This window comes from Georgenia sp. G2120 (assembly GCF_055326485.1).
The window spans coordinates 82,612-104,773 of record NZ_JBUZNL010000012.1 but is presented as its reverse complement, the minus strand read 5'-3'; the positions used below and the strand labels follow the sequence as shown (position 1 = coordinate 104,773).

The 22,162-nt window shown below is 74.7% G+C and carries 15 protein-coding genes and 1 riboswitch; of the genes, 7 read left to right on the top strand and 8 right to left on the bottom strand.

Translation table 11 applies throughout. The features are described from left to right. Nucleotides 1-115 precede the first annotated feature (115 nt). From ACZLMO_RS13240 to rplU, 5 genes are all read right to left on the bottom strand, one after another. Nucleotides 116-1,090, bottom strand: a complete 975-nt coding sequence (locus tag ACZLMO_RS13240) for a hypothetical protein (protein ID WP_463654026.1) — start codon at nt 1,088-1,090, stop codon at nt 116-118. 288 nt (nt 1,091-1,378) lie between these two features. Further along, nucleotides 1,379-1,490: riboswitch (SAM riboswitch) on the bottom strand. A gap of 93 nt (nt 1,491-1,583) precedes the next feature. Further along, complete coding sequence (gene proB, locus ACZLMO_RS13235; protein ID WP_463654025.1) at nt 1,584-2,732, bottom strand: glutamate 5-kinase; 1,149 nt, start codon at nt 2,730-2,732, stop codon at nt 1,584-1,586. Between the two features lie 79 nt (nt 2,733-2,811). After that, nucleotides 2,812-4,332 (bottom strand): GTPase ObgE, encoded by a 1,521-nt coding sequence (obgE, locus tag ACZLMO_RS13230; RefSeq protein ID WP_463654024.1) that lies wholly within the window; start codon nt 4,330-4,332, stop codon nt 2,812-2,814. 82 nt (nt 4,333-4,414) lie between these two features. After that, nucleotides 4,415-4,672 (bottom strand): 50S ribosomal protein L27, encoded by a 258-nt coding sequence (gene rpmA, locus ACZLMO_RS13225; protein ID WP_425712865.1) that lies wholly within the window; start codon nt 4,670-4,672, stop codon nt 4,415-4,417. A 79-nt stretch (nt 4,673-4,751) separates the two neighbouring features. Further along, on the bottom strand, nt 4,752-5,069 hold the full coding sequence (rplU, locus tag ACZLMO_RS13220) for a 50S ribosomal protein L21 (RefSeq protein ID WP_425712864.1): 318 nt from the start codon (nt 5,067-5,069) through the stop codon (nt 4,752-4,754). Nucleotides 5,070-5,295: 226 nt separating this feature from the next. Here rplU and ACZLMO_RS13215 point away from each other — a divergent pair, with 226 nt between their 5' ends. Continuing rightward, nucleotides 5,296-6,702, top strand: coding sequence for a DUF4921 family protein (locus tag ACZLMO_RS13215; RefSeq protein ID WP_463654023.1), 1,407 nt, complete (start codon nt 5,296-5,298; stop codon nt 6,700-6,702). A 131-nt stretch (nt 6,703-6,833) separates the two neighbouring features. On the opposite strand, the gene ACZLMO_RS13210 is transcribed toward ACZLMO_RS13215, so the two are convergent. Then, a complete protein-coding gene (locus ACZLMO_RS13210; protein WP_463654022.1) occupies nt 6,834-10,919 on the bottom strand; it encodes an Rne/Rng family ribonuclease in 4,086 nt (1,361 codons plus the stop codon). 485 nt (nt 10,920-11,404) lie between these two features. Here ACZLMO_RS13210 and ACZLMO_RS13205 point away from each other — a divergent pair, with 485 nt between their 5' ends. From ACZLMO_RS13205 to ACZLMO_RS13185, 5 genes are read left to right on the top strand one after another with little or no spacing between them, the layout of a single operon-like run. Further along, nucleotides 11,405-12,916 carry a cytochrome ubiquinol oxidase subunit I gene (locus ACZLMO_RS13205; protein WP_425712861.1) on the top strand — a complete coding sequence of 504 codons (1,512 nt, stop codon included), beginning with the start codon at nt 11,405-11,407 and terminating at the stop codon, nt 12,914-12,916. Nucleotides 12,917-12,947: 31 nt separating this feature from the next. Beyond that, entirely contained in the window at nt 12,948-14,105 is a 1,158-nt protein-coding gene (gene cydB, locus ACZLMO_RS13200; RefSeq protein ID WP_463654021.1) for a cytochrome d ubiquinol oxidase subunit II, read from the top strand. After that, on the top strand, nt 14,102-15,784 hold the full coding sequence (gene cydD, locus ACZLMO_RS13195; RefSeq protein ID WP_463654020.1) for a thiol reductant ABC exporter subunit CydD: 1,683 nt from the start codon (nt 14,102-14,104) through the stop codon (nt 15,782-15,784). Before cydB ends, cydD begins: the two co-directional genes overlap by 4 nt. Continuing rightward, nucleotides 15,781-17,739 carry a thiol reductant ABC exporter subunit CydC gene (cydC, locus tag ACZLMO_RS13190; protein ID WP_463654019.1) on the top strand — a complete coding sequence of 653 codons (1,959 nt, stop codon included), beginning with the start codon at nt 15,781-15,783 and terminating at the stop codon, nt 17,737-17,739. The genes cydD and cydC overlap by 4 nt, the downstream gene beginning before the upstream one ends. A 14-nt stretch (nt 17,740-17,753) precedes the next feature. Beyond that, entirely contained in the window at nt 17,754-19,478 is a 1,725-nt protein-coding gene (locus ACZLMO_RS13185) for a sensor histidine kinase (RefSeq protein WP_463654018.1), read from the top strand. A gap of 31 nt (nt 19,479-19,509) precedes the next feature. Here the strand turns inward: ACZLMO_RS13185 and ACZLMO_RS13180 are convergent, their stop codons facing one another. Together ACZLMO_RS13180 and ACZLMO_RS13175 are read right to left on the bottom strand one after the other, a co-directional pair. Next, on the bottom strand, nt 19,510-20,157 hold the full coding sequence (locus ACZLMO_RS13180) for a response regulator (protein WP_425712856.1): 648 nt from the start codon (nt 20,155-20,157) through the stop codon (nt 19,510-19,512). A 10-nt stretch (nt 20,158-20,167) separates the two neighbouring features. Further along, complete coding sequence (locus ACZLMO_RS13175) at nt 20,168-20,839, bottom strand: TetR/AcrR family transcriptional regulator (RefSeq protein ID WP_463654017.1); 672 nt, start codon at nt 20,837-20,839, stop codon at nt 20,168-20,170. 246 nt (nt 20,840-21,085) lie between these two features. Between ACZLMO_RS13175 and ACZLMO_RS13170 the strand changes: the two genes are divergently transcribed. Continuing rightward, nucleotides 21,086-22,099: a hypothetical protein gene (locus ACZLMO_RS13170; protein ID WP_425712854.1), complete on the top strand. Its 1,014-nt coding sequence runs from the start codon at nt 21,086-21,088 to the stop codon at nt 22,097-22,099. Nucleotides 22,100-22,162 lie beyond the last annotated feature (63 nt).

The window sequence follows — 22,162 nt, the reverse complement described above, 5'->3', positions numbered from 1 at the left end:
AAACTGCTTAACCCACCCTCCAAACAGCTCAGCGCCAGACGTACGAGCGGGGCGGCGCCACCATCCGGTGGCGCCGCCCCGCTCGTGCGTTCGTCGGCAGTGCGCCCGGCCTACCTCAGACGAGCTCGGTGAGGATGGCCGTGAGGTCGGCCGGCACGGAGATCGGGACGAGGACGAGGCCGTCGGCGAGCGCGGCGAACGAGCGCGCCTCGGCGAGGACGTCCTCGGCGGAGCCGATGACGGCCGCCGAGCCCGACCACGGCAGCTCGCGCTGCTCGACCGCCGCGATGTCCGCCACGAGCTCCGTGCGCGCCAGGGCCCGCTCGCGCGTCTCGGCGATCGCCACGTGCAGCTCGACGAGCACGCGCACGTCGGCCCCGGCCTCGGCGGCGCCGCGGCGGACGGCCGCGACGAACTCGGCCACCCGCTCGTGGTGGACGGCACGCACGATCACCGTGCCGCCGAGCCGTCCCGCGGCCTCGCACTCGGCGACCGAGTCGACGTAGGGAGCGGTCCGCACGCGCGCACCGACCGTCGTCGCCGCACCGGCGGTCCGCGCGCGGCTGGCCGAGGCGCGGCGCGCGGAGTCGGCGGTGAGGCCGGCCCCGGCGGTCGGCCCGCCCGCGGTCGGCGCGGCGGCGCCCGGGAGGAGGACGTCGACGCCGGCGTCGGTCAGGCGCTCACCGGTGCGGCGCGCGTCGGAGCCGGCGTCGGTGCGCCACGGCGCGTCCGAGCGCAGGTGGAAGGCGGGCGACAGCGCGACCTCGGCGATCCCCGCCTGGCGGGCGGCGTGGGCGTGCCGGGCGAGCCGCGGCAGGTCGGCGGTGTCGACGGGGAGGTCGGCCTCGGGGTCCGAGACCGCGGCACCGAGCCCGGACAGGTCGACGACGACGGCGCCGCCGATCCGCGACGAGCCCTCGGCGGCGCACCGCGGGTCCGGAGTGGTGGGCGCGCCGGCGCCGGTGGTGGTCGTGGTCCGCGCGGCGGGTGTTCCGGTGGACGGAGCGGTCGCGGGCGAGCGGCGGATCGTCGTCGTCGGCCCGGTCGTGGAGGTCGTGGCGGGTCGGGCAGAGGTCAGGCTGATGCTCATGGCAGGGGTCCTCACGGGGTCCCGCCGTCGGCGGCGCGGCCGACGGCTGTGCGATGACCGGGAGCGCTGCGGGCGGAGCGTGTCACTCGCTCCTGCGGGTCGCAGCCTCGACCGGCGGTGACGCGGCGCGGGAGCGCAGGCGTCGCTGGTGTCTCCGGGCTGTCAGGCCGACATTCGCCGACAGCCCGGGCGCATGCACATCATCATCGCCGGGAGGAGGGTGGAGCTGGATCGGTGGGTGCTCACCTGCTGCATCATGTCCGGATCCTTCGTGCAAGGGCGCGGGCTGCGCCGGGCGTTGCTCCACGGACGTGGAGCCAGGTCATCACCCGGAGCACCCCCGCCACACGAGGGGGGTTGCCGACCAGCGAGCCGGGGCTTCGCACTGGTTCTCAAGACCTGGAGGGACACTAGGCAGGCTTGCCGCCCGGGGTCAACGACCACCCGGTGCTGTCTCACGTTCCGGACGCGCGGGGGCGGCGTGCGCCCCGGGTCAGGTGCTCTGCGCGCGTCCGCCCACGTCCCGCATGACCGCGAGGTCGTCGCGGTGGACCGCGGGTCGCAGGTTCGCCCGCTCCGCCATCGGCGCCGCGACGAGATCTGTGAGCTCGCGGGTGTCATAACCGCTGACTCCCCGGGCCACGAGGCCCTCCGGCCCGAGCACCTCGACCACGTCCCCGGCCTCGAAGTCCCCGACCACCTCGGTGATCCCGGGGATCAGCAGCGAGCGCTGCCGCTCCCCCACGGCCGCAGCCGCACCGGCGTCGACCAGCACGCTCCCGCGCGGCCTGGCCGCGTGCGCGAGCCAGAGCCTGCGCGCGGACATCCGGCGGCCGCGGGCGGCGAACCAGGTGCCGACCGGCCGGCCGGCAAGCGCATCGGCGGCGTGGTCGGCGTCGGTGAGGACCACCGGGATGCCGGAGCCGGTGGCGATCGACGCGGCCTCGAGCTTGGTCACCATGCCTCCGGTCCCCACCGCGGAGCCACGGCCGGTGACCTCGATGCCCGCCAGATCCTCGGGCCCGATGACCGTGGGGATCAGCGACGACGTCGGGTGTGCGGGGTGGCCGTCGTAGAGGCCGTCGACGTCGGTGAGCAGGACGAGCGCGTCGGCCCGGACGAGGTTGGCCACCAGCGCGGCGAGCCGGTCGTTGTCCCCGAAGCGGATCTCGTCGGTGGCGACGGCGTCGTTCTCGTTGACGATCGGTGTCACGCCGAGGCTGAGGAGCTTGTCGAGCGCGCGGGCGGCATTGACGTGACTCTGACGGCGCACGAGATCCTCCGCCGTGAGCAGCACCTGGCCCACGCGCCGCCCGTGCCGCGCGAACGCCTCCGTGTAGCGGGCGAGGATCATCCCCTGGCCGACCGACGCCGCAGCCTGCTGCGTGGCGAGGTCCTTCGGCCGGGCGCTGAGACCGAGCGGTGCGAGACCGGCGGCGATGGCACCCGAGGACACGAGGACGACCTGCCGGTCCTGCGCGACCCGCGTGGCGAGCAGCGTGGAGAGCTGCGCGATCCGCTCGAGGTCGAGCGAGCCGTCCGTGCGCGTGAGCGAGGAGGAACCGATCTTCACGACGACGCACCCCGCCCGGGCGAGGAGCGCACGGTTGGCGAGGGGCCGGTGGACGGTCGGGAAGCTCACCCGGACATTGTGCCGCGCGGCTCCTCGGTGGCTCGGCCCGTGCCACGAAGCGGCCACGGTCAGGCCGTGACGCGCGCGCTCACTCGTCGGACGGGTCGGCCCAGTGGCCCGCCTTGCGCTCGGTCCACAGCTCCTCGCGGGCGGCGGTCTTGGCGTCCATCGACTCGTGGAACTCGCGGCGCTTCTCGGCGCGCGTGGGCCGGCGGCGCTCGTCCTCGACCCGCAGGTCGGTCCCGCGGGGGCCCAGGTGCTCGGCGCCGGTGGACATCGTGGGCTCCCAGTCGAACAGGACTCCGCCGTCGGCGGGTCCGATGACGACCGTGTCGCCGGGGACGGCGCCGGCCTTCATCAGCTCGGTCTCGACCCCGAGGCGCGCGAGCCGGTCGGCGAGGTAGCCGACCGCCTCGTCGTTGGAGAAGTCGGTCTGCTTGACCCAGCGCTCGGGGCGCTTGCCGCGGACCTGGAAGAACGGCTCGTCGGCGCTGCCCTTGCGGGTGACGGTGAACCCGGCGTCGTCGACCGCGGTGGGGCGCAGCACGACGCGCGGCGCCGCGACCTCGGCGGCCTCGGCACGCGCCCGGGACACGATCTCGGACAGGGCGAACGTGAGAGGCCGCAGTCCCTCGTGGGTGGCCGTGGAGACCTCGAAGACCTTGAGGCCGCGCGCCTCGAGGTCGGGGCGGACGAACTCGGCGAGCTCGCGGGCCTCGGGCACGTCGATCTTGTTGAGCACCACCACGCGGGGCCGCTGCATGAGGGGCACCGCCCCGGCCGCGGCGTCGAGGTCCGCGGAGTAGGCGGCGAGCTCGGCCTCGATCGTGTCGAGGTCGGAGATCGGGTCGCGCCCCGGCTCGAGCGTGGCGCAGTCGAGGACGTGGACGAGCACGGCGCACCGCTCGACGTGGCGGAGGAACTCCAGTCCCAGGCCCTTGCCGGTGGAGGCGCCGGGGATGAGCCCGGGGACGTCGGCAACGGTGAAGCGCTCGTCGCCCGCCATCACCACGCCGAGGTTGGGCACCAGCGTGGTGAACGGGTAGTCGGCGATCTTGGGCCGCGCCGCGCTGACCGTGGCGATGAGGGAGGACTTGCCCGCCGAGGGGAAGCCGACGAGGGCGACGTCGGCGACCGACTTGACCTCGAGGACGACGTCCCGCTCCTCCCCCTCCTCGCCGAGCAGGGCGAAGCCGGGGGCCTTGCGGCGCACGGAGGCCAGGGCCGCGTTGCCGAGCCCGCCGCGGCCGCCCTCGGCGATGACGACCGAGGTGCCGGCGCCCACGAGGTCCGCAATGACCTCGCCGTCGGAGGTCTTCACCACGGTGCCGTCGGGCACGCCGAGCACGAGGTCGGCCCCGTTCGCACCCTGCCGCATGTCGCCCGCGCCCTGCCCGCCGTTGGGGGCGCGCCGGTGGGGCGCGTGGTGGTAGTCGAGCAGCGTGTGGATCTGCGGGTCGACGACGAGGACGACGTCCCCGCCGTTGCCGCCGTTCGCGCCGTCGGGCCCGGCCAGGGGCTTGAACTTCTCACGGCGGATCGAGGCGACCCCGTGGCCGCCGTTCCCGCCGGCGGCATGGAGGACGACCCGGTCGACGAAGCTGGCCATGCGGTCCTCCAGGTGGGTGGATACAGACGAGGGGCGGACGGCATCATGCCGTCCGCCCCCGTCAAGGATGAAGCGGTGGTGCTCAGACCTCCAGCGGGAGGATGTTCACCACGCGGCGGTCGCGGCGACGACCGAACTCGACGGTGCCCGCCTCGAGGGCGAACAGGGTGTCGTCCTTGCCGCGGCCGACGCCGAGGCCCGGGTGCAGACGCGTGCCGCGCTGGCGGACGAGGATCTCGCCGGCCTTGACGACCTGGCCGCCGAAGCGCTTGACGCCCAGGCGCTGCGCGGTGGAGTCGCGGCCGTTCTTGGAGGAACTGGCGCCCTTCTTCGTTGCCATCTCGTTCTGCTCTCTCTTCGTGAGGTGGTGCGCTCGCGCGCGTGCGTCGGGTGCGGTCCGGGCTGCCGGACCGGCGGGATCAGGAGATGCCGGTGACCTTGAGCCGCGTGAGCGACTGGCGGTGGCCCTGGCGGCGCATGTAGCCGGTCTTGTTCTTGTAGCGCAGGATCGTGACCTTCTTGCCCTTCTCGGCACGGACGATCTCTGCGGTGACCTTGGCGGAGATGCCGTCGGCCGCGGTGGTGACCTTCTCGCCGTCGACGAGCAGGATCGGGGTCAGCTCGACGGTGTCGCCGGGCGCACCGGCCATCTTGTTGACGACGACGATGTCGCCGACGGACACCTTCTCCTGCCGGCCGCCGGCCTTGACGATCGCGTAGACCACGTTGCTGCTCATCTCTGTATCGCTGCTGGGGGAACCCTCCGCCCGCTCGGCGCGGACGTGCCGCGGCCGCGGGGCCACGGGGATTCTTCACTGTCGGCGCAGCGCGCGCCGACGACCTAGGTTACGCACCGCGGCCCCCAGCGGCAAGGCTCAGACGTGCGGGGACGCCCCGGATCGCCTGTGTGATCCCGCACAGGCACCTCCCCGCCCCGCGCGTCGCCCGCACTACCGTGACGGCATGCCTCAGCCCCACGCGCCCGGCGCGGCACCGCTGACCAGGATGACGGACGGGACGATCAAGCAGGTCTCACCGTTCACCGGGACGGAGGTCTGGACGGTCCCCGGCCGCGCCCATCGCCCGATCGGGCAGCCGCCCGCGGAGCCCACCGCGCTCGACCCGGCCCAGCACGGCCGGCACTGTGCGTTCTGCCACCTGCGCTACGACGAGACGCCGCCCGAGAAGGCCCGCCTCGTCCGGCACGAGGGTCCCACCACCTCCGACCCCTCCGACGACGACGAACGGCCCGACGCCGACGCCCGGTTCGCGCCGGACGATCACTGGCAGCTCCTGCGCGGTCTCCCGGCGGCGCGGATGTTCGACACGGTCGCCGAGTTCCGGCGCATCCCCAACCTGTTCGAGATCCTCTCCTTCGACTACTGGCACCAGAACTACGGCTACGAGGTGCCCGCCGCGGTGGCGGAGCGCCGCGACGCCTACCTCGCCACCCCCGACGGCGAGGCGCACGTCGCCCGGGTCGTCGACCAGCGCCTGCGGGCCTCCGGCGACGCGACCTCCACGTGGGAGTCGATGGGCGAGGCCGACCGCCTCGCGCACGCCACCGGGTTCTTCGGGGGCGGCCACGACGTGATCGTCGCGCGCCGGCACTTCACCGACGACGCCACGACCGACGTCGACCTCGCCTCGTCGGGGACGCTGACCCCGCAGGAGCACCACCGGTACACGTCCTTCACGGTCGACGCGATGCGGTCCCTCTACGAGGCCAACCGCTACGCGCGCTACGTGGCGGTGTTCCAGAACTGGCTGAAGCCGGCCGGGGCGAGCTTCGACCACCTGCACAAGCAGCTCGTGGCGATCGACGAGCGTGGCGTCCAGGCCGAGCTCGAGCTGCAGCGGCTGCGCGCGAACCCCAACCTCTTCAACGAGTCGGCTGTCAACTACGCGCAGTACCAGAACCTCGTGGTGGCGGAGAACGACCACGCGGTCGCGTTCGCCGGGTTCGGCCACCGCTACCCCACGCTCGAGATCTACTCCCGCTCGGAGCGCACGGCGCCGTGGGAGCACTCGGCCGACGAGCTGCGCGCGGTCTCGGACCTCGTGCACGCCTGCCACGCGGCGACCGGCACGCTCGTGCCGTGCAACGAGGAGTGGCACCACCAGCCGGCCGACGTCGACCAGCCGATGCCCTGGCGGATCATGCTCAAGTGGCGCGTCTCCACGCTCGCGGGCTTCGAGGGCGGCACGAAGATCTACCTCAACACGATCGACCCGTGGACGTTGCGGGACCGGGTCGTCGACCGGCTCTACGCCCTGCGCGACTCGGGCGCCGTCGCGGCGGACATGCGTATCGCCACGGAGGCCGAGTGCCGGCCCAACCCGCTGCGCTACCACCCGCTCGTGCGCTGAGCGGCGGTCGGCCGCACGCCGGAACGCCGCACGGGGAAGGCCGAACGGGCGCGCACCCCTCGGGGTGCGCGCCCGTTCGTCGTCATCGGGTCGGTCGGCGGCCCTGAGCCGGCCCGCCCTCGACCGGTCGGTCAGGCCTCCCCGGACGGAGCCGCGGTCGGCGCGCTCGTCGCGCGGCGCGACCGACGCTTCCGCGGGGCCGGGGCCTTCACGGCCTCGGTCCCCTCGTCGGCCGCACCCTGCCCGACGGCGGAGCTCACCTCGGCGGGCTCGCCCGCCTCGGCAGGGGCTGCCTCGGCGGGGGCTGCCTCGGCGGGGGCTGCCTCGGCGGCAGGCCTGTCTCCGGCCGCTGCCTCAGTAGACGTCGCGTCCTCTGCCCCGCCGCCCGTGGGCGTCGCGTCGTCGGGCGCGGCCTCGGTCGTCGAACCGGCGCCGGGGGCGTCGATCGTGGTGGCCCAGCCCGCGGCCGGCGCATCGGCGGAGGCGTCGTCGGAGCCGGACGCACCGGACGACGCGTCGTCGGCCGTGGCGTCCGCCGCAGGAACCGCGCCCGACTCGTCGGAGGCAGCCGGCGCGTCGGTCGTCGTCGTGCCCGTGTCCCCGGTCTCGCCCGCGGCCGGGGCGTCGGACGACTGTCCGACCTGAGCCCCCTCCTCGGCGGTCGCCGCGGAGTCCGCGCCCGTACGGTCGTGGGCGCTGGCCGCCGCGGCGGCGATCTGCGCGAGCGTCTGACGCACGGCCTCGCGGTCCGGCTCGGGCTTGGCCTCGCCGGACGAGTCCTGGTCCTTGCCGCCGCCGGAGCCGGACGAGCCGTTGCCGCCGGAGCCGGAGCCGCCGCCGGACCCGTTGCCGCCCCGGCCGGAGCCGCCGCGCCCGCGGCGACGGCGACCACCCTGCTCGGAGGAGTCGGCGATCTGCGCCTCGGCGGCGTCGCTGCGCTCGATCGGGTGGTCGTGGACGACGAACCCGCGGCCGTGGCAGTGCTCGCACGGCGTGGAGAACGCCTCGACCAGGCCCTGGCCGACCCGCTTGCGGGTCATCTGGACGAGCCCGAGGCTCGTCACCTCGGCCACCTGGTGACGCGTGCGGTCGCGGCCGAGGCACTCGAGCAGGCGCCGGACCACGAGGTCGCGGTTGGCGGGCAGCACCATGTCGATGAAGTCGATGACGATGATGCCGCCGATGTCCCGCAGCCGGAGCTGGCGGACGATCTCCTCGGCGGCCTCGAGGTTGTTCTTCGTCACCGTCTCCTCGAGCGTCCCGCCCGAGCCGGTGAACTTGCCGGTGTTGACGTCGACGACCGTCATGGCCTCGGTGCGGTCGATGACGAGCGAGCCGCCCGAGGGCAGCCAGACCTTGCGGTCCATGCCCTTGGCGAGCTGCTCGTCCACGCGGTGCTCGGCGAACAGGTCCTTGTCGTCCGTCCAGTGGTGCAGGCGCTCGGCGAGGTCCGGGGACATGTCGCCCACGTAGTCGCTGATCGTGCGCCACGCGGTGTCGCCGGCCACGACCAGCTTGGCGAAGTCCTCGTTGAAGACGTCGCGGACCACGCGGACGGCGAGCTCGGGCTCGCCCTTGAGCAGGACGGGCGCCTTGGCGTTGCCGGACGACTTCTTCGTGATGTCGTCCCAGATCTTCGTCAGCCGCTCGACGTCGCTGCGCAGCTGCTCCTCGGTCGCGCCCTCGGCGGCGGTGCGCACGATGACGCCGGATCCGGCGGGCACGATCTCCTTGAGCAGCTTCTTCAGGCGGTTCCGCTCGCCCTCGGGGAGCTTGCGGGAGATACCGGTCATCGCGCCCGAGGGGACGAGCACGAGGTGCCGGCCGGCGAGCGTGATCTGCGAGGTGAGGCGGGCGCCCTTGTGCCCGATCGGGTCCTTGGTGACCTGGACGAGCACCTGGTCGCCGGACTTGAGCGCCTGCTCGATGCGCCGGGGCTGGCCGTCCATACCGGCGGCCTCCCAGTTGACCTCGCCGGCGTAGAGGACCGCGTTGCGGCCCTTGCCGACGTCGATGAACGCGGCCTCCATCGAGGGCAGCACGTTCTGCACGCGCCCGAGGTAGACGTTGCCGACCATCGAGGTCTGGGTGTGCCGGGCGACGTAGTGCTCGACCAGGACGCCGTCCTCGAGCACGGCGATCTGGTTGAGGCCGTCCTGCTCGCGCACGAGCATCGTGCGCTCGACCGACTCGCGGCGCGCGAGGAACTCCGACTCGGAGATCGTCGTGCGGCGGCGGCCGGCGTCGCGACCCTCACGGCGGCGCTGGCGCTTGGCCTCGAGGCGGGTCGACCCCTTGAGGGCCGTCACCTCGTTGCGGGCACGCGCGGCGCCCCCGTCGTCGTCGCCCTGCCCGCCGGAGCGACGACGGCGCCGACGACGACGCGAGCTCGAGCCGTCCTCGCCGTCATCGTTGCCGGAGTCGTCACCGCCGTCCCCGTCGGAGTCGTTCTCGCCGGAGCGCGAGCGGTCCTGGCCGCGGCCGCCCGAGCCCGACCCGTTCTGCTCGTCGCCGTCGTCGGAGTCGTCACCGGAGTCGTCCGAGTCGCTGGAGCCCTCGCCGTTGCCGCGCGAGCCGGACCGGTTGCGTCGGCCGCGGCCGCCCCGACGACGACGCCGACGGTTGCCGCCGCCCTCGCCGTTCTGGGACTCGTCGTTCTGGGACTCGTCGGAGTCGTCGTCGGACCCGTCGTCGTCGGAGGAGGCGGAGGAGCCGGTGCTCGTGTCGCCGGCGGTGCCGGCCGCGTCGTCGGCCGGGCCGTCGCCGGAGCGGTCGCCGCCCTGGCGCGAGCCGGACCGGCCGCCCGAGCCACGGCGCGATCCGCCGCGGCCGCGGGAGCGCGGGCGCTCGTCGGCGGACTGCTCGTCACTGTCGTCGGTGTCCTCGGTGTCCGACGCCTGCGCCCGCTCCGACGCGTCATCGGTCGCCGGCGCGCCGAAGCGCACCTCGGGGGCCCCTGCCGGGGCCACGGCACGACGCCGGGGGCGCGCCTTGGCCGGGTCGGGCGCCTGGAAGAGGAGGGCCGAGGCCGGCAGTCGAGGCTCGTCGGACTGCTCGTCCGTCGCGTCCTCGTCGTCGATCTCGTCGGGGTCGACGTCGGTGGTGGCCTGCGTCGCGGTGTCGTCTGCGGGGTCGGTCGTCGCGGCGACGTCCGGGCCCGCGTCCGGCTGCCCGGCGGCCTGGGTGTCGTCGTCGGCGTCGGCCGATCCGTCGGCGGTCTCGACACCGAGCTCGGCGAGGACGTCGATGCTCTGGTCGGGCTCGCGCGCGGGGGCGGTCGCGCGGCGGCTGCGGCGCGGCTTGCGCGCGGCCGGGGCGGTGTCCTTGGCGGCGTCGGCGAGGTCGGCGGACCCGGTGGCGGCGGTCGCGGCCTCGGCGACGACGGCGTCCAGACCGGACGCCGCGGTGGCCGTGCCGGCCGTCGTGCGGGGCACCTCGGTCTCGGCGGGCTCGGCGGCCGCGGGTGTGGTCACGCGCGAGCTCGCCCGCCGTGAACCGCCGCTCGTCGCGCGGCGCGAGCGGGTGCCGGTGGAGGTGGAGGATCCCGACGTGCGGCTCGACCTGGTCCCGGTCCCGGTCGACCGTGCGGCGCGGGAGGCGCCGAGGGCCTCGACGTCGGCGGTGAGGTCGGTGGTGGTGCTCGGCGCGGCGTCGCCGGTGGTCGTCGCGGTGGCGTCCGAGGACGTGGTCGTGCCGTCGGCGGAGCTCTCGACATCGCCGCCGGTCGTCGTCGGGGCCGCGCCGGTCTCGACGGTGGACGTCGCGTCGACGTCGGCCGAGGTAGCGGTGCTTGCGCCGACGTCGGTCGAGGCGGCGTCGGTGGCGATCTCGTCGGCGCCGGCCCTGTCGGCGGGGGCGGCGGCCTGGCGCGAGCGGGTGGCGCGGCTCGTGGTCGAGCGGGTGCCGGACGCGCGGGCCGAGCCGGACGTGCGCGTCGCGCGGGTCCGGGTGACCTTCGGGGCGGCCTCGTCGGTCGCGGCCGGGGCGTCCGCGCCGGCGGCGGACGATGCGGCCTCGCCGGACGAGTCGGCGGCGCCGGGCGCTGCGGCGTCGTCGTCGGACGGGGCTGAACCGGCGGTCCCGGTGGTCTCCTCGGGGACCGTGGGCGCGGCGGCCGGCTTGGTGGCGCGGCGCGAGGCGCGCCTGCGCGGTGCCGGTGCGGCGGTCTCCCCCGCCTGCTCGCCTGCCTGTGCCGTGGGCTCGGAGCTCTCAGACATGCAAATCCTTCCACCCACCGTGCCGGCCGTCCCTCGGCCCGGTGAGCCTCTCGTCGTCCGCGGCGTGCGCGGACGGAAGTCCTGTGGGTGCGCCCCCCGCCGCGACGGGGCAGGAACGCCGACGGCGAACCCCGCAGCCGCGCGGGCTCTGTCGCCCGGCGGTTCGTCGGCTACGCAGGGCGGTCGCGGCGGCGCTCTCTGGCGGCGCGAACCGGTCCTGCTCACCGACGTGGAACTCGTCGTCGGACCCCGCGCGGGGGAACGGCCCCGCGGCAGGGTCCCGGCGAGTATCCCACACGGAGGCCGTCCGGACCCTGCAACCTCGCCCACGTCCCGCATCCCAGCGCACCGCCCGCCCCCGCCCACAGATCGCGACGTCGCGTCACCTCGCAGGACCTTGGTCCCGGCACTGACGCGGTGTCGCTTCCTACCGTGGCGGCAGCCGCGCTCACCCGTGCGACAGCCCTGCCCGGAAGGACAGCCAAGTGGAAGCCCTGGAGCTCGCCAGGTGGCAGTTCGGCATCACGACCGTCTACCACTTCATCCTCGTCCCGCTGACGATCGGCCTGGCCCCGCTCGTCGCGCTCATGCAGACGTTCTGGTGGCGCACCGGCAAGGATCACTGGCTCAAGCTGACGAACTTCTTCGGCAAGATCCTGCTCATCAACTTCGCGCTCGGCGTGGCCACCGGCATCGTCCAGGAGTTCCAGTTCGGCATGAACTGGTCGGAGTATTCGCGGTTCGTCGGCGACATCTTCGGCGCCCCGCTCGCCATCGAGGCGCTGGCCGCCTTCTTCCTCGAGTCGACGTTCCTCGGCCTGTGGCTCTTCGGCAAGGAACGCCTGTCCAAGGGCCTGCACCTGGCGTGCATCTGGATGGTGGCGATCGGCGTCAACCTGTCGGCGTACTGGATCATCGCGGCGAACTCGTGGATGCAGCACCCGGTCGGCGCCGTCTACAACGCCGAGACGGGCCGCGCCGAGCTCGACGGCATCGGCGGCTTCCTCGAGGTCATCACGAACAACACGGCGATCGCCGCGTTCGGCCACGCCGTCGCGGCCGCCTTCCTCGTGGCGGGCACGCTCGTGGCCGGCGTGTGCGGCTGGTGGATCGTGCGCACCGTCCGCGGCGCGGGCTCCCCCGCCTCCGGCCTCGCCCACGAGGGCGACCAGGCCGAGGCCGAGGCGCGGCACGTGTGGCGACCGGGCGCGATGGTCGGCCTGATCACGGTGGTGATCTCCGGCGTCGCCGTGATCCTCACGGGCCACCACCAGGGCCAGCTCATGTACGAGCAACAGCCCATGAAGATGGCCTCCGCCGAGGCCGTCTGCGACGGCGGCGAGTCCGTCCCCCTGTCCATCCTCGCGATCGGCGACCTGTCGAACGACTGCGAGAACGCCATCCACCTCTTCGAGCTGCCCGGCGTCACCTCGTTCATGGGAACCAACAGCTTCGCCGGCGAGGAGAGCTACCTGCCGGGCGTCAACGACGTCCAGGCCGAGTACGAGGAGCTCTACGGGGAGGGGGTCGACTACCGCCCCAACCTCGTCGTCACGTACTGGAGCTTCCGCCTGATGATCGGGCTCGGCGTGTTCTCCGCCGCCCTGGCGGTGTGGGGTCTGTGGGCGCTGCGCGGAGGACGGGTGACCGGCTCGCGCTGGTTCTCCCGCCTGTGCCTGGTCTCGCTGCCCATGCCGTTCCTCGCCTCCTCGTTCGGCTGGATCTTCACCGAGATGGGCCGACAGCCGTGGGTCGTCCACCCGAACCCGGACAACCCGGTCGACCAGGTCTGGCTGCGCACGGCGGACGGCGTGTCCACGGTCGTCACCTCGACGACGGTCCTCACCTCGCTGGTGACGTTCACCCTGCTGTACGCGGCGCTCGGCGTCGTCTGGTTCTGGCTCGTGCGCCGGTACGTCCGCGAGGGGATCGACCCCGCCCCCGCGCCCGAGCCGGACCCCGCCGACGACGACCAGCCGCTGTCCTTCGCCTACTGAACCGCCCGACCCGACAAGGAGACCGATCGACATGACCGAGGCGCTTCCCCTCGTCTGGTTCGTCCTCATCGCGGTCCTGTGGACCGGCTACCTCGTGCTTGAGGGATTCGACTTCGGCGTCGGCATGCTGCTGACGATCCTGCCCCGCGGCGACGCGCAGCGCCGCGACAAGGAGCGGCGCACCATGCTGTCCGCGATCGGCCCGCACTGGGACGGCAACGAGGTGTGGCTGATCACCGCGGGCGGAGCCATGTTCGCGGCGTTCCCCGAGTGGTACGCCACGATGTTCTCGGGCATGTACCTGCCGCTGCTGGTCATCCTCGTCGCGCTGATCGTGCGGATCTGCGCCATCGAGTGGCGCGGCAAGGTCACCGACCCCGCCTGGCGCCGGCGCTGGGACCTCCTGCACACGATCTCCGCCTGGGTGCCCGCCGTCCTGTGGGGGGTCGCGTTCGCCAACCTCGTCCAGGGCATGGAGATCGTCCGGGACGACGCCGGCAACGCCCAGCTCACCGGTGGCCTGCTCTCGCTCCTCACCCCGTTCACCCTCCTCGGCGGCCTGCTCACAGCGGTGCTGTTCCTCGCCCACGGCATGGTGTTCCTCGCCTGGAAGACGGCCGGAACCGTGCACGACCAGGCCGTCGCCGCCGCCAAGCCGCTCTCGCTGATCGCCCTCGTGGTCGGCGCCGCCTGGGGGCTGTGGGCCCAGCTCGCCCACTCCGCCCACGTGTGGACGTGGGCACCGCTGGTCGTCGCCGCGGTCGGCCTGGTCGGCGCCGCGTTCTTCGCGCACCGCGAGCAGGAGGGGCGGTCGTTCGTCTGCTCCGCCGTGACGATCGTCGCCGCCGTCGTGCTGATCGTCGGCGCGATGGCGCCCGACGTCATGCGCTCCTCGGTCGACCCCGCGTACTCGCTGACCTTCCGCGAGGCCGCGGCCACCGGGCCGACGCTCGTCGTCATGAGCATCGTCGCGCTCGTCCTCGTCCCCGTGGTGCTCGCCTACCAGGCGTGGTCGTACTGGGTCTTCCGCCGCCGGATCAACGCCGACGTCCTGCCCGACACGCCCGCCGGCCTCGACCGGCGGGTCACCGTCCCGGTCCGGGTCGCCGCCAGGTCGGACAGGGGCGACGCCGGGTCCGACGACGGGTCCGACGCCGGGTCCGACGACGACGGTGCGCCGACAGCGTGAAGCCGCTCGACCCCCGACTCCTCGCGCACGCCCGTGCGGCGCGGCGCTACGTCGTCGTCGTCGCCCTGGCCGGGGCCACGACGGCGGCGCTGGTGATCGCGCAGGTCCTCCTCCTCGCGCGCATCCTCGCCGCGGCGATCGAGGGCGGCGCCACCCTCACCGACGTCCGCACGCCGTTGATCTGGCTCGGCGTCGTCCTGGTCGCCCGCGCGCTCGTGCACGGCGCCCAGGAGTCAGTCGCGCACCGGGCGGCCACCGACGTCGTCGCGGAGCTCCGCGCAGGCGTGCTCGCCCACGCGCTCGCGCTCGGCCCCCGGTGGCGGGCGGAGCACGGCGCCGACAGCGTCACCCTCGCCGTGCGCGGCCTGGACGACCTCGAGCCCTACCTCGTGCGCTACCTGCCCCAGCTGGTCCTGGCCGCGACGGTCACGCCCGCCACGCTCGCGGTGGTGCTCGGGGCCGACCTCACCTCCGCGGCCATCCTCGCGGTGACGATCCCCCTGATCCCGGTGTTCATGATCCTCATCGGGCGACTCACCCAGCAGTTCGCCGACGCCCGCCTCGCGTCGATGTCCCGCCTCGGCGCCCAGCTCGTCGACCTCATGGCCGGCCTGGCCACCCTCACCGCGCTCGGCCGCGAGCACGGGCCCGCGAGGCGGGTGCGGGAGCTGGGACGAGCATGGTCGGCCGCCACCATGCGCACGCTACGCCTCGCGTTCCTCTCCGGGGCCGTGCTCGAGTTCCTCACCTCGATCTGCGTCGCGCTCGTCGCCGTCAGCGTCGGCATGCGGCTCGTCTACGGGCACGTCGGCCTCGAGGGCGCCCTGGTGTGCATCATGCTCGCGCCCGAGGTCTTCCGGCCGCTGCGCGAGGTCGGCACCCAGTTCCACGCGTCGTCCGACGGCGTCGCGGCCGCGGAGAAGGCGTTCGCCGTGCTCGACGCCCCGGCCGCCGGGTCCGGCACCGCCCCCGCACCCGGGCTGCGCGGCTCGACGGTGCTCCTCCAGGGCCTCGGGGTCCGGGCGGGCGACAGCGACCGCCTCGCCCCCGCGGGGCTCGACGCCGAGATCGCACCCGGGGAGGTCACGGCGCTCGTCGGCCCGTCGGGGTCGGGCAAGACGACGACGGCCCTCACCACCCTCGGCGTCCTCGCCCCCGACACCGGGCGGGTGGTTGTGCGCGCCCCCGACGGAACGGAGACCGACCTCGCCGACGTCGACCGGGAGTCCTGGTGGGCCCAGGTCGCGTACGTCCCGCAGCGCCCGACGATCCTGCCCGGCACGGTCGCCGAGAACGTCGCCCCGGGCGCGGGGGCCGACGTGCTCGCGGCGGCCGCCCGCGCCACCGGGCTCGACGAGGCGCTGTGCCAGCTGCCGCACGGGTGGGACACCGTGGTGGGCCACGGGGGTGTCGGCCTGTCGGTCGGGCAGCGCCAGCGGCTGGCCCTCACGCGCGCGCTCGTCGCCGACGCCCCGCTCGTCGTGCTCGACGAACCCTCGGCGCACCTCGACGCCGCCGCCGAGAGCCACGTCCTGACAGCGGTCCGGGCTCTGCGGGACGCGGGCCGCACCGTGCTCGTCGTCGCGCACCGTCCCGCGCTCGTCGCGGTCTCCGACCACGTCGTCGAGGTGGTCGCCGCCGACTCCTGCACCGTGGCGGACGAGGAGGCCGCGCGGTGACCGTGGGCGAGGGAGTGACCGTGGGCGAGGGGGCGGGCGAGCGGGTCGTGCTGCGGCGTGCGGTCGCGATGCTCGGTGTCTCGCGGTGGCGGGTGGCCTGGGCGGTGCTGCTCGGTGTCCTCGCCGTCGGCGCGGGCGTCGGGCTCACGGCCGTCTCGGCGTGGCTCATCGCGCGTGCCTCCCAGCACCCGCCCGTGCTCACGCTGTCGGTCGCGGCGGTGGGCGTGCGCACGTTCGGCATCTCCAAGGCCCTGTTCCGCTACCTCGAGCGCCTCGCCTCCCACAAGGTGGCCCTCGACGGCGTCGCCACGCTCCGCGAGCGCACCTACCTGGCGCTCGCGGGCGGCCGTACCGAGGTCGTGGCCACGCTGCGCCGCGGCGACCTGCTGGCCCGCGCCGGCGAGGACGTCGACGCGATCGGTGACCTCGTCGTCCGCTCGACCGTCCCCCGGGCGGTGGCCCTCGGCGTCGCTCTGGTGTCCGTGACGATCGTCGGTGCCCTGCTGCCCGCCGCCGGGCTGGTCCTCGCGGCAGGCCTGCTGCTGGCGGGGGTGGTCTCACCCGCCGTCACGGCAGCCGCGGCCCGGCGGGCGGCCACCGCGCAGGTCGCAGCTCGTGCCGACCTCACGGCACACTCCGGTGCGCTGATCGACGGGGCTGCCGAGCTGCAGACCTCGGGGCGGGTCGGCACCGCCCTGGCGGCGCTGGGTGCGACCGAGCGCCGCCTCGCGCGGGAGCGCGACGCGATCGGCCGGGCCCGGGGGTTCGCCGCCGCGCTCGACCTCACGGGCATGGCCGTGGGAGTCGTCGGCGCACTGGTGCTCGGGATCGCGGCCGTCGGCGCCGGGCAGCTGTCCGAGGTCGGGCTGTGCGTCGTCGCGCTCACGCCGCTCGCGAGCTTCGAGGGCACCGCGGTCCTCGGTCAGGCCGCGGTCCAGAGGGTGACGAGCGCGGCCGCCGCCCGCCGGGTCCTCGGCCTCGTGGACGCCGCGGGGGCGCCCGCCGACCAGGCCGGGGCGTCCTCCGCGTCCGCACCGGCGGACCGGTCGCCGACCGTCGCGGCGCCGGGGTCGGTACCGACCGCCGCTCCCCATGCCACCACCACCGGTCGGGACGCAACCGGGCCTCGGCTGCTCGCACAGGACCTCGCGGTCGCCTGGCCCGGCGGCCCCACCGTGGCGCGCGTCGACGTCGACCTGTCCCCGGGCCGGTCGATCGCCGTCGTCGGCCCGTCCGGGATCGGCAAGTCCACCGTGCTCGCCACGCTCGCCGGCCTGCTGGAACCGGCGGCCGGCACGGCGACGATCGACGGGCACGCCGCGACCGCCCTCACCTCGGCCGACCGCGCCTCCACCGTGACGCTCACCGCCGAGGACGCCCACGTCTTCGCCACGAGCGTGCTGGAGAACCTCCGCGTCGGTCGCGGCGACCTCACCGAGGGCGAGGCGTCCGCGCTGCTCGAGCAGGTCGGTCTCGGACCCTGGCTCGCGGGCCTCCCGGACGGGCTCGCCACCCGGCTCGGTGCCGACGCCACGACGATCTCCGGCGGCGAACGACGTCGCCTCCTGCTGGCCCGCGCCCTCGCGTCCCGCGCTCCGCTGCTCCTCCTGGACGAGCCGGCGGAGCACCTCGACCCCGGGACGGCCGACGAGCTCGTCACCGACCTGCTCACCGCGCCGCGCGCGGGAGGGGCGCCCGAGAGGGAGGCACGCGGTATCCTGCTCGTCACTCACCGTCTGGCCCCCCTCGCCGCGGCCGACGAGGTGCTCGTGCTCGGTCGGGACCACCCGTCGGACCATCCGTCGAACCGGGCGGGCGGACCCGACGACGGCTCCGTCGCGCCCGCCCGGGTGCTCGCCCGCGGCACGCACGCCGAGCTCCTCGCCGTCCACCCGCCGTACGCTGACGCGTGGCGGGCCGAGCGCGGCGCCCGCCCCGCCCGCGCCACGACCTGAGGGGGAGACATCCGGTGCACGAGCTCGACGACGACGTGCTGGGCTCCGCGCTCACCCTCACCAGCCACCTCGAGGTCCGCGGCGCGCTCGACGGGCTCGTCGCCTCCGCCGCCGCCCTGACGGGGGCCCGCTACGCGGCGCTCGGCGTCCTCGACTCCAACGGCGAGACGCAGACGTTCATCCAGGTGGGCATGTCCGAGGAGGACATGCGCGTGCTCGGGCACCCGCCGTCGGGGACGGGCGTCCTCGGCGCGATCCCCCCGGACGGCGCGCTCCTCCTCGACGACCTCACGGAGCACCCGGACTTCGGCGGCTTCCCGCCCGGGCACCCGCCGATGCACTCGTTCCTCGGCGTCCCGGTCCGCGCGGGTGGCCGCGTCTACGGACGGCTCTACCTCGCGGAGAAGGAGGACGGGCCCTTCACGCAGGCGGACGTGACGACGGCGATCACGCTCGCCCGGGCCACCGGGGTCGCGGTGGCGAACGCGACCACCTACGGCGCCTCGCAGACCCGGGCCCGGTGGACGGCCGTGGCGAACGAGATCACCACCGCCCTGCTCGAGGGCACGGACGAGGAGGAGACGCTCGAGCTCGTCGCTTCACGCCTGCTCGACGTGGCCGAGGCCGACACGGTCATCCTCGTGCTGCCCTCGGTCGGCGACACGTGGGTGGCCGAGATCGTGCGGGGCGACCGCTCCGGGGAGCTGCTCGGCCTCGTCTTCCCGCCGGACGGCCGCGCACGGACCGTCATCCGGGAGCGCTCGGGGCTCATCGTCGACTCGCTCACGCGGTCGCGCACGGTGCGTGTGCCCGAGCTCGCGTCGTACGGGCCCGCGCTGTACGCGCCGATGCTGCTCGGCGGCGAGGCCGAGGGGGTGCTCCTGCTCCTGCGGCACCGCGGCCGCCCCGAGTTCACCGAGCTCGAGCTGGAGATCGCCCAGCAGGTCGCCTCCCAGGCCGTGCTCGCGCTGCAGATCGCCGGGGCCCGGCACGTCGAGGACGTCGCGACCATGGTCGAGGAGCGCGCCCGGATCGCGCGGGACCTGCACGACCTCGCGATCCAGCAGCTCTTCGCCACGGGTATGCAGCTCACGCAGGCGCGCGCCCGCGCCGAGGACCTCGAGAAGGGGCAGGCCGGGGCCGCCGGGACGGGTGGCACCGAGGACGACCAGGCCAGCGCGCTCGGGCTCACGGCGCTCATCGACGCCGCCGTCGACGCCGTCGAGTCCTCTGTGCGGCAGATCCGGTCCATCGTCCACAACCTGCGCGAGCCCGAGCAGGGCGTGCTGCTCGTCGAGCGGCTGCGCCGCGAGGCGTCGATCGCCCGCACCACCCTGGGCTTCGCGCCGTCCTTGCTCGTCGAGGTCGACGGCACCCTCGTCTCGGACGCCGACCTCGGCGGTCCGATGTCCGACGTCATCCGGCAGCGGGTCGACCCCGACGTCGCGGACGACATCGTGGCGGTCGTCCGCGAGGGCGTGTCCAACGCCGCGCGGCACGCGGGCGCCTCGTCCGTCTCGGTGCGCCTGCGCATCCGCGGCTCCGGGCCCACTGGGTCGGTGCTGCTCGAGGTCGTCGACGACGGACGCGGCATCGACCCCGCCCGCACCCGCTCCTCCGGCCTCGGCAACCTCGCCCAGCGGGCGCGCCGGCACCGGGGGACGTTCTCGGTGGGCCGGACGGAGACCGGCCGCGGCACCCTGCTGCAGTGGCAGGTGCCCACGGGCGGACGCGGCTAGGCCGCCACCCGGTCCGCGTCCGCCCGGTCGCTCAGCCGCGCCAGCCGGCGGCCCGCTGGCCCGCGACCCAGGCGGCGACCTGCGTGCGGCGCTGGAGGCCCATCTTGCTCAGCAGGCTCGTGATGTGGTTCTTCACGGTCTTCTCCGCCACCCCGAGCCTCTCCCCGATCTCACGGTTGGACAGGCCGTCCCCGATGAGGTCGAGCACCTTGCGCTCGGAGGGGGTGAGGTCGGCGGTCGGGTCGTCGTGCGAGGCACGGCGCCGGGTGACGGTGCGGGCGTCGAGGAGGGTGCGCCCTTGGGCGACCGCGTGCACGACGTCGGCGATCTCCGCGCCGCGGACGGTCTTGAGCAGGTAGGCCTTCGCCCCGACGTCGAGGGCGGCGGCGAGGGCGTCGTCGTCGTCGAAGCTCGTGAGGACCACGGGGTGGGCGCCGGGCACCTTCTCGGCGAGGGCCTTGATGAGGTCGATGCCCGAGCCGTCGCCGAGCTGGAGGTCGACGAGCAGGACGTCGGGCCGGACGAGCTCGGCGCGCCGCAGAGCATCGGCGACCGACCCGGCCTCGGCCACGACGGTGAGCCCCTCGGCCCGGTCGACGACCTCGGCGATGCCCCTCCGGACGATCTCGTGATCGTCGATGATCATCACCCGGACGTCGCCGTTGGCCTCACTCGTCATGGTGCCGATGCTATCCGTCGCCGCGGCGCCCACCGGGCGCGAGTGCCCCCTGCATCAGCGCGGCCAGCGACCGAGCGCCGTCGCTCGTCCGGCACTCCCCTCGCACGCAGGCCGCGGCGAGCGCCTCGCCTGCGCCGACCAGGCCCGTGCACCGTCGACGCAGCTCTGCCGACGGCACCTCGGCGCGGGGGCCGAGGACGTCGACGAACAGGTCCACGCAGCTGTCCAGCAGCTCCTGGAAGACGGCATCCTTCTGCGCGCTGCCGGAGAGCGCCCGCCAGTCGGCGTCGACGTCGGCCGCACAGCGGATGTAGGCCTCGGCCAGGGCATCGATCGTCGACCCGGGGCGGGCCTCCCCCTGCGTGAGGGCTGCGCGCACGGCGTCCAGCTGCTGCTCGTGCAGGGTGCGGTACAGCGCGATCTGCAGGTCCTCCAGTGCGTGAAAGTGGTCGTAGACCACCGGCTTGGAGACCCCGGCGCGCTCGGCGAGGCGGCCCAGCGTCAGCCTGTCCGCACCCTCCTCCTGCCGGATGCGCGTCGCTGTCGTCAGCAGCTGGTCACGACGCCCGGCGCGCGTGAGTCGAGCTCTGCCGCCCCGAGCCACGCGAGCGTCTCCGGCCGGGGCCGCCGTCCCGTCCACGCCCCGCGCGGCCTCCGGCTGCTCCTGCTCGGTTCGCCGCACAGCCCCCCGTGCGGCCCCTGGCTGCGCCCGCGCGGTCCGTCGCACAGCCCCCCGCGCGACCTCCGGCTGCGCCCGCTCGGTTCGTCGCACAGCCCCCCGCGCGATCTCCCGCGGGTCGCTCGTCTCGAACTCCGCCACGTTCTCCCCGCCGTCCTCGCGCGCCGCCGTTGCTCAACCTACGAATAGTAGGTTAACGTGCATTGAACCTACTGTTCGTAGGTTACTAGCTGCAGGCAGGAGAACGACATGGACCCGATCCTGCTGGCCGGGGGATCCGGCCTCATCGGACGCTGGACCGCCCGGCACCTGCGCGACGCGCACCCGACGGTGCCGCTGCTCATCGGCGGGCGCGACCTCTCAAGGGCACGCAGGGTCGCCGAGGAGGTCGGCGCGGCGGAGGCCGTGCGTCTGGACCTCGGCGCCCCGGACCTCGGCCTCGGTGACCGCCCCGTCGCAGCCGTCGCCACCCTGTTCAGGGACGGGGCCCTGTCCGTGCTGCGCCTCGCGCAGGAGCGCGGAGCGGGGCACATCGGGATCTCGGCGCTGGGCGTCCACGAGATGGCCCCCGAGGTGGCAGCTTCCGCCGCCCGACCGCACGCCGCGCCGATCGTGCTGGGCGCCGAGTGGCTGGTCGCGGCGACAACGATCCCTGCCCTCCACCTCGCCGAGCGGTTCGCGCGTGTCGACCGGATCCGCCTGGCCGCCGTGCTCGACGAGCAGGACGCGGGCGGACCCGCCCAGGTCGCGGACCTGGAGCGGGCCGTGGGAGCGACGACACCGGCCATGGTCCGCAGCGACGGCGCGTACTCCTGGCTCCCCGAGGAAGACCTGGGGTCCATCGTCCGAGCGGCCGACGGCACGGAGATGCAGGCCGCGGCGCTCTCCCCGTTCGACGTCGTCGTGCTCGGGACCGCGACCGGCGCCCCGGACATCCGGTTCGACCTCGCCGAGGGGGTCACCTCTGCCCGCCGTGCGGGCGGGGCGTTGTCCACCGAGATCCTCGTCGAGCTCGTCGGTGAGGATCCGCAGGGCCGACCGCTGCGCCTGCGGCAGGCGGTCGTGCATCCCCAGGGGCAGATGTCTCCGACCGGCCTCGGGGTCGCGATGGTGCTCGAACGCCTGGCCGGCCTCGGGGGCGGCGACCCGGTGCCCTCCGGGCTGCACTTCCCCTCGCAGCTGCTTGACCCGGCCGCGTACCTCGACCGCCTCCGGCGCAGCGGCGCCCAGATCCTCGCCCTGGACGGGACGGAGACGTCGTGACGACGCCGCGACCTGCGTCGACGCGACGGGACCTGGCCGCGCACCCCCGACGAGCACATCAGC